The sequence below is a fragment of the Mucilaginibacter sp. Mucisp86 genome (assembly GCF_047324315.1).
In the GTDB taxonomy this organism is placed as follows: domain Bacteria; phylum Bacteroidota; class Bacteroidia; order Sphingobacteriales; family Sphingobacteriaceae; genus Mucilaginibacter.
The window spans coordinates 2,433,703-2,448,354 of the sequence record NZ_CP168503.1 but is presented as its reverse complement, the minus strand read 5'-3'; the positions used below and the strand labels follow the sequence as shown (position 1 = coordinate 2,448,354).

General features: G+C 44.6%; 13 protein-coding genes. 5 read left to right on the top strand and 8 right to left on the bottom strand.

The window, feature by feature from the left end; translation table 11 throughout:
- Positions 1-11: 11 nt before the first annotated feature.
- The 3 genes from ACEN9X_RS10275 to ACEN9X_RS10265 all read right to left on the bottom strand — a co-directional run bounded on the left by ACEN9X_RS10275 (position 12) and on the right by ACEN9X_RS10265 (position 4,055).
- On the bottom strand, positions 12-1,928 hold the full coding sequence (locus ACEN9X_RS10275; protein ID WP_413670285.1) for a gliding motility-associated C-terminal domain-containing protein: 1,917 nt from the start codon (positions 1,926-1,928) through the stop codon (positions 12-14).
- A 237-nt stretch (positions 1,929-2,165) separates the two neighbouring features.
- Positions 2,166-2,867, bottom strand: a complete 702-nt coding sequence (locus ACEN9X_RS10270) for a LytR/AlgR family response regulator transcription factor (protein ID WP_413670284.1) — start codon at positions 2,865-2,867, stop codon at positions 2,166-2,168.
- A gap of 3 nt (positions 2,868-2,870) precedes the next feature.
- Positions 2,871-4,055: a sensor histidine kinase gene (locus ACEN9X_RS10265; RefSeq protein ID WP_413670283.1), complete on the bottom strand. Its 1,185-nt coding sequence runs from the start codon at positions 4,053-4,055 to the stop codon at positions 2,871-2,873.
- Between the two features lie 284 nt (positions 4,056-4,339).
- On the opposite strand from ACEN9X_RS10265, the gene ACEN9X_RS10260 reads away from it, so the two are divergent.
- Positions 4,340-4,738, top strand: a complete 399-nt coding sequence (locus tag ACEN9X_RS10260) for a hypothetical protein (RefSeq protein WP_413670282.1) — start codon at positions 4,340-4,342, stop codon at positions 4,736-4,738.
- A gap of 17 nt (positions 4,739-4,755) precedes the next feature.
- Positions 4,756-5,682, top strand: a complete 927-nt coding sequence (locus ACEN9X_RS10255; RefSeq protein ID WP_413670281.1) for an IS3 family transposase — start codon at positions 4,756-4,758, stop codon at positions 5,680-5,682.
- Between the two features lie 243 nt (positions 5,683-5,925).
- Here ACEN9X_RS10255 and ACEN9X_RS10250 read toward each other — a convergent pair whose 3' ends face one another.
- The 5 genes from ACEN9X_RS10250 to aspS all read right to left on the bottom strand — a co-directional run bounded on the left by ACEN9X_RS10250 (position 5,926) and on the right by aspS (position 9,939).
- Complete coding sequence (locus ACEN9X_RS10250; protein ID WP_208864663.1) at positions 5,926-6,525, bottom strand: tRNA-(ms[2]io[6]A)-hydroxylase; 600 nt, start codon at positions 6,523-6,525, stop codon at positions 5,926-5,928.
- Between the two features lie 115 nt (positions 6,526-6,640).
- The gene (locus ACEN9X_RS10245; RefSeq protein ID WP_413670280.1) at positions 6,641-7,108 is read right to left on the bottom strand and encodes an FKBP-type peptidyl-prolyl cis-trans isomerase; all 468 of its coding nucleotides are present in this window, start codon (positions 7,106-7,108) and stop codon (positions 6,641-6,643) included.
- A gap of 23 nt (positions 7,109-7,131) precedes the next feature.
- Positions 7,132-7,587, bottom strand: coding sequence for an FKBP-type peptidyl-prolyl cis-trans isomerase (locus ACEN9X_RS10240; protein ID WP_413670279.1), 456 nt, complete (start codon positions 7,585-7,587; stop codon positions 7,132-7,134).
- Positions 7,588-7,666: 79 nt separating this feature from the next.
- Positions 7,667-8,131, bottom strand: a complete 465-nt coding sequence (locus ACEN9X_RS10235) for an FKBP-type peptidyl-prolyl cis-trans isomerase (protein ID WP_413670278.1) — start codon at positions 8,129-8,131, stop codon at positions 7,667-7,669.
- A 62-nt stretch (positions 8,132-8,193) separates the two neighbouring features.
- The gene (aspS, locus tag ACEN9X_RS10230) at positions 8,194-9,939 is read right to left on the bottom strand and encodes an aspartate--tRNA ligase (protein WP_413670277.1); all 1,746 of its coding nucleotides are present in this window, start codon (positions 9,937-9,939) and stop codon (positions 8,194-8,196) included.
- A 492-nt stretch (positions 9,940-10,431) separates the two neighbouring features.
- On the opposite strand from aspS, the gene ACEN9X_RS10225 reads away from it, so the two are divergent.
- Genes ACEN9X_RS10225 through ACEN9X_RS10215 form a run of 3 tightly spaced genes read left to right on the top strand, consistent with a single transcriptional unit; the run spans position 10,432 to position 14,648 of the window.
- Positions 10,432-12,885 carry a TonB-dependent receptor gene (locus ACEN9X_RS10225; protein WP_413670276.1) on the top strand — a complete coding sequence of 818 codons (2,454 nt, stop codon included), beginning with the start codon at positions 10,432-10,434 and terminating at the stop codon, positions 12,883-12,885.
- A gap of 10 nt (positions 12,886-12,895) precedes the next feature.
- Entirely contained in the window at positions 12,896-13,528 is a 633-nt protein-coding gene (pnuC, locus tag ACEN9X_RS10220; RefSeq protein WP_413670275.1) for a nicotinamide riboside transporter PnuC, read from the top strand.
- 34 nt (positions 13,529-13,562) lie between these two features.
- Positions 13,563-14,648, top strand: coding sequence for an acyl-CoA dehydrogenase (locus ACEN9X_RS10215; RefSeq protein ID WP_413670274.1), 1,086 nt, complete (start codon positions 13,563-13,565; stop codon positions 14,646-14,648).
- Positions 14,649-14,652: the final 4 nt, after the last annotated feature.

Here is a 14,652-nt window from a genome sequence, read left to right as displayed (position 1 = left end):
AACCCCAAAACTCACCTCGCCACCATCACCCAGCCGCTCATCACGTTCCCATTTTTTAAATCTATCACATAGTAATACGTACCCGATGGAATAACCCGGCCGCCATATTTGCCGTCCCAGGCCTGGGGGTAGCCGGTGCTTTTAAATACCAGCGCGCCATAGCGGTTAAATACCTGGGTGATTGAAGTTGGGTAGGTATCAAGCGCTTCAATGGCCCAGGTATCGTTAACACCATCACCATTGGGCGTAAAAGTGTTGGGGATAACTACTTTTTTATAAACACGCACAAACACCTCATCAGTAGCTTCATCGCCGCAACCCGAGTTTGATACCACATGCAGGGTATAGGTGATATCTTCCATTGGTGAAGCGGTTGGTTTAAGTTCAAGGCTGCTGCTCAGATAATCGGTCGGGGTCCAGTAGTAACTTACGTTTGTGCCTTTAGTGCTGCCATTAAGCGTAGTTGACTGGCCCTGGGTAATATGCTTGTCGGGACCTGCGTTAGCAACAGGCTTTTTAAGCACATTCACTTGTACATTAGCTGTTGAGGTACAGGTGCCGTTGCTTACTGTAACCGTATAAAGCGTAGTGTCTGTTGGACTGGCAACGGGATTGGCAATATTAGCATCTGAGAGGCCCGTTGTAGGCGACCATGAATAGGTTGAGCCTCCGCTGGCATTTAATGTTGCCGAATTGCCCTCACAAATGGGTTCAACGGCGTCAACTGCCGCAACAGGCAGGGCATTTACCACAACCTGCAATGGTACTACCACCTCGCAGTTAGAGGACGATTTAATCCTAACGGAATATGTACCTGCCGCTGCTGCGGTTACATTGCTGATTGTTGGGTTTTGAATGGCCGATGTAAATCCGTTTGGGCCTGTCCATTGATAGCTTACCCCGGTTGATGCACTTAGCGTTAAAGTTGTGCCGGCGCAAACAGGCGTATTGGCAGTTGCCGTTGATGAAGGCGGTGTACCAACCGTAAGTGTAAGTACATTTGAAGCCGACCGGCAGAGTGCCGAATTGATGTTACCTGCCTGTGCTGTTACGGCCCGGTAATAATAAGTGCCAGCCACCGTTGGTGAGGTAATCTGGTAACTTGAACTGGTGCTGCCTGCTCCGGCGAGATCTGTCCAGGCACCGTTGCCGTTTTTGTATTGCCACAAAACCGTGTAGCCACTGGGGATAGTGGTATTAAGTGTATATGTTTGCGGAACATCCGAACAAGCCGAGGCTGTTAATGTCGAGCTTGAACTGCTGAAGCTTGCCGCTATAACCGGGCCGTAAGGCCTGAAAACAATATCATCAATTGCAAGGTCATTCGCAGGGGCACCGCCGGCGCTGTTGTTGATCATCTTGATTACCACATCGCCAACGCCTGCAGGTAATGTAAAATTAAATGATTCCTGTACCCATTTATAAGTACCGCTGGTGCGGGCAATAGTACCGGTATTAAAACTTTGAATGGTTGTGCCATCCGTTTTTTCGATAGCGAAAGTGATATTGGGCGGGCTTATATCATTGCTCCTCAACAAATTCACTACCCAGGCCGAAAACTGGTAGGTTGTATTGGAACATAAACCCGTAATAGTACGTTTATAAAAATAATCGGTTTTGGATACGCTGGCATTTACCACCATCATATAGCCGCCGGTATTGCCGGTATGATCTGTAGCCGACCACCAAACATTGCCTGCGCCTGCGGTTGTATTTTCAATGGTATAGGAACCATCGCTCGGAAAATCGTTGCTGCTGTAGGTATAACTCGTCGAACCCGAATCGGCTGGCAATGCCCCGGAATGTGTAGATGTTCCCGAGCCGAAAGTAATGCTGACTACCGGGTCACCCAAACTTTGCGCATTTGTTTTACGGGCTAATACAATGAGAAAAAAGCTGATTAGGGGGAGTAACTTTTTTGCTTCCAACGGAATACTGTTTTAAAAAAGCGCCTGCATGTACTACTAACATACAGACGCTACTATCGCAACTATTATGAAAAGGGGTATTATATAAACCATTTATGGGGTTATAATTGGTTTATGACATAAATATGCAGGGACACAAGGTTTGTATCAATAATGTGTCGATGAATAATAGTTTTGTATAGGTGAATGTAATGGAAGCAGTGAGTTTTCGACAACAGCAAACCACCGGGGGACTTTCTATTTTAATTTGGCCCAGTTGCGGGCAAAATCGTTATAAGTTTCACTTACCGGCAATTCTACGTCGGTAAGCTGTACTTTACGGTTTTGAATAGACCTGATCTTGTTAACAGGTACAATATAGCTGCGGTGGATGCGCTGAAACTTTGTTGAAGGCAGTTTTTCCAATACCTTTTTCATCGGCATTAGTGTGAGGATTGTTTTATCGTTGGTGATATGGATCTTGATATAATCCTCCATACTTTCAATATACTCAATAGAGCTCAAGTCTATCTTAACCATACGATATTCGGAGTACACGTACAGGCTTTCGTCAGTCTCTTCGGTAGCGGGTTTGTTCCTGTATTTATGGTAATCAATAGCTTTTTCAACAGCTTTGGTAAAGCGCTTAAGATCTATCGGTTTTAAGATATAATCCAACGCTTCCAGTTCAAAGCCCTCAAACGCAAAGTTTTTATAAGCGGTTGTGAATATCACCATGGGTTTTACCTGGAGCGAGCGCACAAGATCTATCCCCGTGATATCGGGCATGTTGATATCAACAAAAAGTAGGTCTATTGGAGTGTTTTTTAAAAACTCGGCTCCGGTAATGGCATCTTCAAACGTATTAACCATTTGCAACGCAGGGAAACGCGATACATAATCACTTATGAGCCTTAGGGCAAGCGGTTCATCATCAATAGCTATACATTTAAGCACCATAATTTAAGCTTGTAAAGTAAGTTGAACAATATATTCATTATTGAGACTGCTTATGCTTAACAAATGTTTGCCGGGATATAAATGCTCCAGCCGTTGCCTGGTGTTTTTTATGCCGATGCCTGTGCGCTGGTAATCGCTTTTCTGTAAACCAAAGATCCGGTTTTTGCAATAAAAGGAAATATCAAGCTCATGGATATTGATCCTGATATCTATAGCCGATGGTTCATGTTTGCTCACGCCATATTTAAAAACATTTTCGATAAAGGTCATCATTACCAGGGGAGCTATTTTTCTTATGCCGATATTCCCGTTAACCTCAAAATTAACTGCGGTATTTTTGCCTATGCGAAGGCGTTGCAGTTCAATATAATCGCTGATACAATCAATTTCGCTTTGCAGTGGTACAAAGTCTTCGGCAACATCGTCGGTAACATAGCGCATAATGTTCGAGAGCTTCATGATACTATCTGCCGCATTATCATCTTTGATAGCAGCAAGCGTATAAATATTATTTAACGTGTTGAACAGGAAGTGCGGATTGATCTGTGCTTTCAGGAAAGAGAGCTCGGCATTGGTTTTATCGGCCTCGGCCCGGGCTGCACGTTGTTCGGTAAGCTGCCACTGCTGAACGGTTTTGATAGCGGTACTCAGGGCCATGATCATCAAAAAAATGAACAGGCTGGTACTGTCAAATGGCTTCCTGAATCTGCGTAAATGCCTGAAGCCGTTTCTTTGCCCTAATGAATCGGGACGGAAATATGGCGACCGTTCAAAGCCGCCCTGTGTATCCGGAGAAAGGGCATCAAACCTATGGTGGCCAAAGCGGGGACCATCAAAAGGCGGAGGCCCTGGCATCATCATCCCGCTGCGCATTCGCCAGTTCTCGGTACTCCGCAGCAACATGTCAAAGGGGCGGAGCATATAAACGCATCCTAATAAAATAAGGCAGATAATAGTGTAGATCAAATACTTCTTTTTTAAAAAGAACTGCGGAATGAACAGGTAAGCGTTACTGTAAAAAAGGGCGATATAAGTGATGCAAAATATCCAGTAGGCCGGCTTTTCCAGAAAAGAAGTAACAGAAGTATTGTATAGTGACCGGCTATTTAAAAAAACCAGCGGGAAAGCCATGAACAGCAGCCAGCCGGCAATGTGTATAACAACCGAAAATACTTTGAAACGCGACATGATGTAAAATAACGCATTATGTTAGAAAGTTTTAAGTAAAAGTCCGAAAGTTGGAAAGTCATGTCCCCTCAGGGTCCTCTGAGAGTTTAAGTTAACCCACAAAATGATTATTGCCGATTGATTAATCAGCGCGAGTTGAACCCCTCTGGGGTTCGGGTAAGGGGAGGGACGTTATTTCTACAAACCTATTCCCCCTCTGGGGGATTTTTATTGGTAGGACAGGTGCACCAGAGGTGCAAAAGGTTTGTCTTGTCCGGAAATGGGTTTACATTAAAGTAAACACAGTGGAAAAGATCATTATTAAAGAACATCGACATTGCCCAGATTCATTTAAGCATTCAGTTATCAAAGAATATTTATCAGGAGAAATCGGTTACAGAGCCTTGTTAAAGAAACATGATATTAAAAGCAGTGGCAGCATTGCACGTTGGATGCGGCAATTAGGCTATACAAAAATTCCTGAAAAAGCCAGATATTTGCCCTTAATAACCCCAGCATCCTTGCCCGTTAAAAAAGTAAATAAAGATCAGTCATCAGATTTCTTGTCGCAAGACCAGCGAATTAAGGAACTCGAACGCCTGCTGGAAGATGAACAACTTCGCAGTGAAGCCTATCGGCGCATGATCGAGATCGCCGAAAAAGAATTGAATATTCCTATTCGAAAAAAGTCGGATACCAGGTAATCCATGAGATGAGAGACATGTATACAAGGGTCGGCCTTGTACGTTTATGTCGGTTACTTGGTATTACCCGTCAGGCCTACTATCAGCACTTTTGGCGGGAGGAAGCCTCGGGAATAGAATCGGCGCTTGTTTTGCAGGAGGTTATAAGTCTTCGCAAAGACCATCGGGTGATGGGGGGACGAAAGCTTTATGAAAAGATCCATCCATTTCTGCTTGATCATCAGATCAAAATTGGACGAGATGCCTTTTTCGATCTATTAGCTGCCAATGGGTTACTGGTAAAAAAGCGACGCAAGCGGCATGTAACCACCTGGTCAAGGCACAGATTCAATAGATGGCCGAATATCATCCGGGGGCTAAAGGTGGTAAGGCCTAATCAATTATGGGTGAGTGATATCACCTATTGGAAAGCAAGCGATGAGCATTTGTATATCAGTTTAATAACGGATGCCTATTCTCATAAAGTTGTTGGCTATCATTTGGCAGACTCCCTGGAGACGGTGGAAACAATAAAAGCGTTGGAAATGGCAATTAAAGGAAAACCTGCAGGCTTACCTTATTCGCTGATACATCATTCAGATCGCGGTGTTCAATATTGCAGTGATAGTTATGTAAAGTTATTACAGGACAATGCTATTCAAATCAGTATGACCGAGAATGGCGATCCTCTTGAGAACGCAGTTGCCGAACGGATGAACGGCATATTAAAAGAAGAATATCTTAAACATGAGGTTGCTGATAATAAGGATCAGGCGAAGGAACTACTTGATCGGGCTATCAATCTTTACAATCAACACCGGCCTCACTTTAGCATTGGACTACTAACACCTGAGAGTGTACATAGCCTCGGTCTGCCAACTGAAAAATTATGGAAGAACTATTATCATAAAAATAGTAACATTGTAAACGTATCTCAGGACATTATCAAACCTGTAAATACATAACAGGATTATCTTAAAACCTGTAAACTTTTTTTAGGACGAGACAGTTTGTAGCTTAAAAATTAACATATCCTTTGCCCCGGAGGGGCAAAACACGACGGCTTACCGTTAAGCGACAAGCAATTTTGTGGGTAAACTTAAACTCGCAGAGGACCCTGATGGGACGTTAAAGACAGAAAGTTAAAAAAGCTAACAACTTCTGACTTAGAACTACAGACTTAAGGCATAGTACTTGCGGTTCAAAACTTACCCATGGATAGTTTCACCCTTACCGTAATTTTGAATTACCTGGGCCTCATATTCCAGGAACTGTTTCCAGCGGGCCTCAACATCAATTTCCTCGGCATATTTTTTTGCCAGGCGAATGAACATGGAATAATGAGTGGCTTCACTGATCATCAGTTCGTGGTAAAAAGTAGCCAGCTGGTCGTCATTGATATTTTCAGACAGTACCTTGAAGCGCTCACAACTCCGGGCCTCTATCATGGCCGAAAACAGTAGCCTGTCAATCAGCTGGGCTTCGCGGCCACCGCCAATGATGATAAATTTCCGGAGTTCGTTCACATAATTATCCTTGCGCTCACGGCCAAGAATATAACCACGCTCCAGTATAATATCATGTACGCGTTTAAAATGGTCCATTTCTTCCTGTACCAGTAGGGCCATCTCCTGCACCAGCTCGCTCAGGTTGGGGTTTTGAACAATCAAAGTTATAGCATTACTGGCGGCCTTTTGTTCGCAAAAAGCATGGTCGGTCAAAATCTCTTCGATATTGCTCTCTACCACGTTTTTAACCCAAAGCGGATCGGTAGGCAACTGCAGTTTTAAAATGGTTTTCTCGCTCACAATGCAAAGATAGTTGATAGAGGCGAAAGGATAAAGGTTAAAGGCAAAAGGTTGTTTTTGCGATTGTCTTAAATAATAAAGGCCATCTTTATGGACAGCCTTTATGTTTATTTTGTTACTGCTCTATTTTTTTAAGTTTGATATCAAAAATCACTATCGAGTTAGGCGGGATCTGGCTGGTGCCATAAACACCATATGCAAGTCGGGAAGGTGCAATAAGCAGGATTTCTCCGCCTGCGGCAATCATTGGTATCCCTATCTGCCATCCGGTTAACAAAACATTGAGCTTATTGCTGTAATCGGTTTGTCCGTTTATACTTACACCGCTCAGCAACTGTCCCGAATAGTCGATGGTTACTGTTGCATTGGGGCCGGCATGAGTACCAGTTCCTGGCGCGATAACCTGGTAATAAAGCCCTGAAGTATCTTTTGTAGCGCTGATTTCGGGGTGTGCTGCAAGATAAATTTTGATGTTGCCATCCTCGTTCAGGACATTTTGCTGCGGATCGGCCGATTTATCTTTAAAACATGCAGACAGGATCAATAGCGGCGCAAACAATAGCAGCAACAGGGTTTTTCTCATTTTGGGTTTTAGTGATTGGTAAATCAACTAAAACTAAGCAGATCAATCGTAAATACCAAAACCGAATTTTTAGGAATTGAGCCAGCTGCAGTATTGCCGTACCCTTCTCGCGAGGGAATTACCAAAATAATGCGGCCGCCTGTTTTAACATATGGCAGGCCAGATTGCCAACCAGGAATAAGCCCCTGCAGGCTTTGGTTAATAGTACCAGAATCAAATGTGGTTCCATTCAATAGTTTGCCGGTGTATGTTACTTTAACTGTTGAAGTTGCGGCTGGCCTGGCACCGGTTCCCTGGGTTACTATTTTGTAATAAACACCTGAATTATCACTTGTGGCGTGATAGGCGGTATCTGTACCAATGTAAGCTTTAATGGCGGCGTCGTCTGAGGCTGCCTGTTTTGCGGCGTCGAATTTGTCTTTTGAGCATGAGGCGAAGATCACCAATGGGGCGAATACGAATAATAGAAATTTCTTCATTTAATTAACAGTTCTGTTTAATTATTTTGACGGGCAAAAGCTACAGAACGCTACAATAATTGAACTTATTTTAGCAGAATTAGTTAAATTCTGTTAAATCGACGGAGAATACCAGTACCGAGTTTTCGGGGATACGGCCAGGACTATTAGCGCCATAGGCCAGGCGTGAAGGCACAATAAGTAATATAGAACCTCCCTCTTTCACCAGCGGGATACCTATTTGCCAGCCTTTAATCAGGTGGTCAAGCGGGCTCGAATAACCATTGCCTTTGTCAACCACCATATCATTCAATAATGCCGCGGTATAATTTACAGTAACCAGTGAGTTATCTTTCGGATGAGCACCCTTACCTTCAGACAAGATCTGGTAATAAATTCCTGAAGGATCTTTTTGAGCCTTGATCTGTGGATTGGCTTTCAGATAAATACGGATCAAAGAATCGTCCGTACGCGCCTGTTTAGCCTGATTTAATTTCGCAGTGTTATCGCATGACATCATCAGCGTAATGATAACCGCGCTTAGCAATAAAAGGTATTTTTTCATGATGGATATCCAAATAAAAGCCCCCTTTGCGGTAAAGGGGGCTCAGTATATGCCTGGGTTAATTAAACCGTTGTTTTGATTTTCAGCTCGGTCATTTGCGCCTCGGCAATGGTTGATGGTGAATCGATCATCACATCGCGGCCCGAGTTGTTTTTAGGGAATGCGATCACATCGCGGATAGAATCTAATCCTGCGAATATCGACGCCAAACGATCGAAACCAAAAGCGATACCGCCGTGCGGAGGTGCTCCATATTCAAAAGCATCCATCAGGAAGCCGAATTGTTTTTGTGCTTCTTCCGGCGAGAAACCAAGATGCTTGAACATCAGTGATTGCAGGCTACGATCATGGATCCTGATAGAACCACCGCCTATTTCAGTACCATTGATCACCAAATCGTAAGCATTGGCACGTACCGCTCCCGGTTCGGTATCTAACAGGGCGATATCCTCTGGTTTTGGAGAAGTGAACGGATGGTGCATGGCATGGTAACGGCCGCTTTCTTCGTCCCACTCCAATAGTGGGAAGTCAACCACCCACAGTGGTGCAAAAGTATTTTTATCGCGCAGGCCTAAACGGCTACCCATTTCCAAACGTAATTCGTTCAGTTGTTTGCGTACCTTATCGGCACCACCAGCCAGGATCAGCATTAAGTCGCCTTTTTCAGCGCCAAATGCGGCTGCCCAATTGGTTAGCTCGTCCTCGTTGTAAAATTTATCAACCGATGATTTCAGGGTGCCGTCTTCGTTGTAGCGGCAATAGATCATACCGGTTACACCAATTTGAGGGCGTTTTAACCATTCGGTCAGTTCATCAACCTGTTTGCGGGTATAGCTTGCACAGCCTTTGGCATTGATACCAACAACCAGTTCGGCATTATCGAAGATGCTGAAGCCTTTGCCTTTAACAATGTCGTTCAGCTCAACAAACTCCATCCCGAAACGAACATCCGGTTTATCCGATCCGTATAAGCGCATTGCATCCGAATACAGCATGCGTGGAACCTCGCCCAGGTCAATACCTTTTACAGTTTTGAATAGGTGGTGGGTAAGGCCTTCAAATATATTCAGGATGTCTTCCTGGCTCACAAATGAAAGCTCGCAGTCAATTTGGGTAAACTCAGGCTGACGGTCGGCACGCAGATCCTCATCCCTGAAACATTTTACGATCTGGAAATAACGGTCGAAACCGCTCACCATCAGCAATTGTTTAAAAGTTTGAGGCGATTGCGGCAGGGCGTAGAATTCGCCCGCGTTCATACGGCTTGGCACCACAAAGTCGCGTGCACCTTCCGGGGTCGATTTGATCAGCACCGGGGTTTCAACCTCGATAAAATCAAGTTTATCTAAATATTTACGTACTTCCTGCGCCATTTTGTGGCGAAGTACCAGGTTATTGCGGATAGGGTTACGGCGAAGATCAAGGTAACGGTATTTAGCACGTAATTCCTCACCGCCGTCTGTTTCGTCCTCAATCAGGAACGGGGGCAGTTTGGCAGCGTTAAGCACTTCGATATCAGTAACAACGATTTCAATTTCGCCGGTAGGGATCTTTGTGTTTTTGCTGGCACGTTCAATTACATTACCGGTAACTTTGATCACAAACTCGCGACCAAGTTCACGGCTTTTTTCGCGCAGCGTAGCATCTGTATCTGTGTTAAATATCAATTGGGTTAAACCATAACGGTCGCGCACGTCGATAAAAGTAGTACCGCCCAAATCGCGCGATTTTTGTACCCAACCGCATAATGTAACGGTTTGGCCTAAATGGCTGATATTTAATTCGCCGCAGGTATGAGTTCTAAGCATAGCAATGTTTTATAAAAGTTTGCTAAAGTAGGGTTTTAGTTGTAAGTCCGAAAGTCCGAAAGTCGGAAAAGTCCGAAAGTTGCCGCATTTTGCCCGCCATGTATACAGATTTACTCGCTTTTGGCCTCCTTACACCGCCCAAAAACACTTTCGGACTTGCTGACTATTGACTTTCGGACTTAGAATCCTATCTTTGCTCCAATACAATTCTCAAGGGGTGCCTTGCTTTGGTTGCAAAACAAACTGCAGGTTGTTTTACCAAACTGAAAGACGGGCTGAGATCATACCCAGGTCACCCCCCAGCCCCCTAAAGGGGGAGTAATAAATCTGAAGCAAAACTTTAGAAACTATTTACTCCCCCTTCAGGGGGCGGGGGGCGGCCACACCTGATCCGGATAATGCCGGCGTAGGGATAAAGGTAAATAAGTTAAGTGTACTGCTGCTTCTCCCTGGCATGCAGATGGTTTAACTCAAGTTTTTGTTTTACACATTTTGAAAAATTTATTTGTGGCCGCAATGGCCCTGCTGCTGCCTGTTATGGCATCAGCCCAGCTTTCCATTTCGGGGAAAGTGACCAACCAATCCGGCGAAGCACTGCCCGGCGCAACTGTTACTATTTTAAACCCGAAGCTAAGCACGGTTACCGATGCTGCCGGTAAGTATAGCTTTAATGATCTTAAAAAAAGCAATTATACCCTTAAGGCCAGCTATATCGGCTATCAGCCGCTGGTAAAAAATACGGTACTCAGTATAAACGCAGTTCTCAATTTTTCTTTGGGGGCTGGAACTTTTACTACCGATGAAGTAACCGTAATTGCAACCCGTGCAGGTAAAAACGCGCCAACCGCGTTTACCAATCTCAGCAAAAAAGATCTGGAGAAAAACAATTTTGGGCAGGATCTGCCTTACCTGCTTAATCAAACGCCATCAGTTGTGGTTAGTTCTGATGCGGGTACAGGTATTGGCTATACGGGTATTCGGATCAGGGGTTCAGACGCGTCGCGTATTAACGTAACGGTTAACGGCATCCCATTAAATGATGCTGAAAGCCAGGGGGCATTCTTTGTTGATCTGCCCGATTTTGCTTCTTCTATCAATAACCTGCAAATTCAACGTGGTGTGGGTACTTCAACCAATGGCGCAGGTGCTTTTGGTGGTAGTATTAACGTGCAAACGGCCACCCGCCGTGATACAGCCTATGCCCAGCTTGATAATTCGGCAGGTTCATACGGTTCATTAAAAAATACAGTAAGTGTAGGTACCGGTTTGCTTGGCGGCAGGTTTAGCATTGATGGCCGCCTGTCACGTATCCGATCCGACGGATATATCGCCCGTGCATCTGCCCGTTTAAAATCATTTTTTGTGAGCGGCGCTTATTATGGCGATAACAGCACATTAAGGCTTAATGTGTTCTCGGGCCACGAGCGCACTTACCAGGCCTGGAACGGCGTGGCTGATTATGTGATAGGTGATGATACCCGCCCCGATAACCGCACGTATAATGAGCTGGGCTACATGGGCAACAACGCGTTTTATAAAGACGAGGTTGATGATTACCTGCAAAACCATTACCAGTTACTGTATGACAAAAAGTTTTCAGACAAGTTATCATTCAGCGGTGCCTTGCACTATACTCATGGCGAAGGCTATTACGAGGAGTATAAGAAAGATGACGCAGTAAGCAATTATGGTTTAACGCCGGTTATTTATGGCACCGATACCATTAAAACCACTAACCTGGTACGCCGCCAATGGCTTAATAACGACTTTTATGGTGTTACTTATGCCTTAAAATATCAGCCTACTACCAAACTTAATTTTAATTTGGGCGGCGCATACAATGAATATAAAGGCGCGCATTATGGTAATATCATCTCTGCCGAGGAAAGTATAGGCGTTGGCCCTAATTATCAATACTATCGTGACGATGCCAAAAAGAGGGATTTCAATATTTTTGGCCGGGCCGAATGGCATGTCGACAAATTTTTGCTGTATGCTGATATGCAATACCGTCATATCAACTACTCATTTTATGGTATAGATAAAAACCTCAACAATGCCCAGCAAACTGCGCAGTTAAATTTCTTTAACCCCAAAGCGGGTGTTACTTATCAGTTTAACGAACATAGCAATGTATACGCATCCTTCGCGGTAGGCAACCATGAACCCAATCGTGACGACTACGTTCAGTCGCCTCCGCAAAACCGACCGAAAGCTGAAAACCTGAAAGATTTTGAAGCCGGCTATCGTTTTGGCTCTTCTGTTTTCAGCGGAGAGTTAAATGGCTTTTATATGTTGTATAAAAACCAACTGGTATTAACCGGTTCGCTGAATGACGTAGGCAGCCCCGTGCGTACCAATGTAAAAGACAGTTACCGCGCTGGCCTGGAGTTTAGCGGAAAAGTGAAAATCACCCCGCAATTAAACTGGGGCGTTACCGCAACCCTAAGCACCAACAAGATCAAAAACTATCAGCAGTTTTTCTCAAACTACGATAATGGAGCCCTTGTCGAGGAAACATTTGCGAAAACAGATATCGCTTATTCACCGTCACTTACAGGTTCAAGCGTGATCAGTTACAGCCCGATAAAAGGAGGCGAAATAGCGTTTATCAGCAAATATGTTGGCAAACAGTACCTGGATAATACCATGAACCGTAATCCTGAAGGTTTTGGCATTGCTCCTGATAACGCTGCAAATCCTTATGCTGCTAACCGCCAGCTAAACAGCTTTTTTGTGAACGATGTAAGGTTGAGGTACAGCTTCAGCGTACGCTCGGTTAAAAACATAACTGTTGGCCTGCAGGTTAATAATATCTTTAGCGAGAAGTACGAAAACAACGGCGCTACCTATCCGGATATAGAAGGCGGCCATGTAATTAACTATAACTATTACTTCCCGCAGGCTCCGCGAAACTTTATGGCTTCGTTAAGCTTAGGATTTTAATTGAGCAGATATGAATCATTGGATAGAGCTATTCATTGAACAAATAAAGGAAACCACCTGGCCGCAATGGCTTGCTGTTGCGCTGGGTGTTACCGAAGTGCTGCTCGCCCGTATAAATAATATATGGCTATACCCGGCAGGGATCCTGGGTACGGCCATATCCATATACCTGCTGATGGATGTTCACCTGTATGCCGAATCGGTATTGAACGGGTACTATATTGTCATGAGCGTTTATGGCTGGATCTATTGGATAAAAAAACGTAATGAGCCTCCGGTAAAGATCACCTACTCCACCAAAAACGAATGGATTATAAGTTTGGCGATTAGCATTGTTGGGTGGGTGGTATTTTATTTCATGATCAAAAACCTGCCTGCTAAATATTTCACGCCATCTAACGTGCCCGGCTGGGATGCGTTGGTATCATCAACTGCCTGGGCAGGCATGTGGCTGCTGGCCCGCCGTAAAATGGAGAACTGGATTTTTCTGAACATTTCCAACTTTTTTGCCGTGCCGTTGCTGTTTTACAAAAAGCTGCCCATGTTTGCCATGCTCACCATTTTTCTGTTTATTGTAGCGATATGGGGATATTTTGAGTGGAAGAAACAAGTGGAGGCAGAGAGATTAGTGGTTGGAGATTAGCGGTTAGGCTATCTACTTAAAACAGGAATTTACAATGCATCCATCACAAAACTTAAAACCCGAATGGGTTGATATCATCCGTAAAGCAGCCCCGGCAGCTGAGCAGGCGGGTAAGTTACAACCCGATCAGTTGGCGCTTATTTATGAGCAGGGCTGGTTTAAATTTTTAGTACCGCAGGCATATTCTGGCTTACAGTTGGCCTTACCGCAAATGGTTCGGCTGGAGGAAAGCCTGGCCTGGGCCAATGGTAGTCTGGGTTGGGTGGTAACCTTGTGCAGTGGCGCAGGCTGGTTTGGTGGTTTTCTGGATGCCGGTTTGGCAACAGAGATCATGGCCAATCCGCGATTGTGCCTGGCAGGCAGCGGTACATCAACAGGTTCGGCTACCATCAACGGTGATGGCTACATTATTAACGGTACCTGGAAATATGCCAGCGGGGCGCATCATGCAACCCACATCACCGCAAATTGCATCATCAAAAACGGTGATGAAACGGTTGTAAATGATGGTGGCGAGCCGCTGGTTTTACCTTTCGTTTTCGATAAAAAAGATGTGCGCGTTTTTCCGGCCTGGAAATACGTAGGCATGATGGCTACCGGCAGCGATGCCTATGAGGTAAAAGACTTATACGTTGATAAAAACCGTTGCTTTAAGATAGATCCCCAATATACGGTTGTTAATGAACCTTTATATCGTTATCCGTTTCTGCAATTAGCCGAAGCAACACTGGCGGCCAACCTTTCGGGCTTAGCTGTTCATTTCCTTGACCTTTGCGGACCGGCGTTTGATGAAAGGATGAAAAATCCCCGGTTAACCGAGCCTCAAAAAAAATATATCCAACAACTATTGGTCGAACAAACTATACTGGTAAATGAAATCCGCACCGCTTTTTACAAGGCTTTAGATTATTCATGGGATAACTTTGAGTCGGCCGGCGATAATGGTCTGAATGAAGTTAGTATTATGAGCCGTAAATTGGCCAAAGTGTCAAGAGACAGCGTGGATAAGCTTTATACTTATTGCGGATTATCAGCTGCAAATCCTGATACCGAGATCAACCAGGTTTGGCGGGATCTTCATACTGCCGGGCAACATTCCCTGCTTACGTTTGAGTCGTAAAGGC

What these genes read in the sequence shown, in the direction of transcription:
- ACEN9X_RS10240 (WP_413670279.1), bottom strand. Translation starts at nt 7,587, where the DNA reads ATGAAGAAATTTCTATTATTCGTATTCGCCCCATTGGTGATCTTCGCC.
- aspS (WP_413670277.1), bottom strand. Translation starts at nt 9,939, where the DNA reads ATGCTTAGAACTCATACCTGCGGCGAATTAAATATCAGCCATTTAGGC.
- ACEN9X_RS10265 (WP_413670283.1), bottom strand. Translation starts at nt 4,055, where the DNA reads ATGTCGCGTTTCAAAGTATTTTCGGTTGTTATACACATTGCCGGCTGG.
- ACEN9X_RS10270 (WP_413670284.1), bottom strand. Translation starts at nt 2,867, where the DNA reads ATGGTGCTTAAATGTATAGCTATTGATGATGAACCGCTTGCCCTAAGG.
- pnuC (WP_413670275.1), top strand. Translation starts at nt 12,896, where the DNA reads ATGAATCATTGGATAGAGCTATTCATTGAACAAATAAAGGAAACCACC.
- ACEN9X_RS10245 (WP_413670280.1), bottom strand. Translation starts at nt 7,108, where the DNA reads ATGAGAAAAACCCTGTTGCTGCTATTGTTTGCGCCGCTATTGATCCTG.
- ACEN9X_RS10235 (WP_413670278.1), bottom strand. Translation starts at nt 8,131, where the DNA reads ATGAAAAAATACCTTTTATTGCTAAGCGCGGTTATCATTACGCTGATG.
- ACEN9X_RS10215 (WP_413670274.1), top strand. Translation starts at nt 13,563, where the DNA reads ATGCATCCATCACAAAACTTAAAACCCGAATGGGTTGATATCATCCGT.
- ACEN9X_RS10255 (WP_413670281.1), top strand. Translation starts at nt 4,756, where the DNA reads ATGTATACAAGGGTCGGCCTTGTACGTTTATGTCGGTTACTTGGTATT.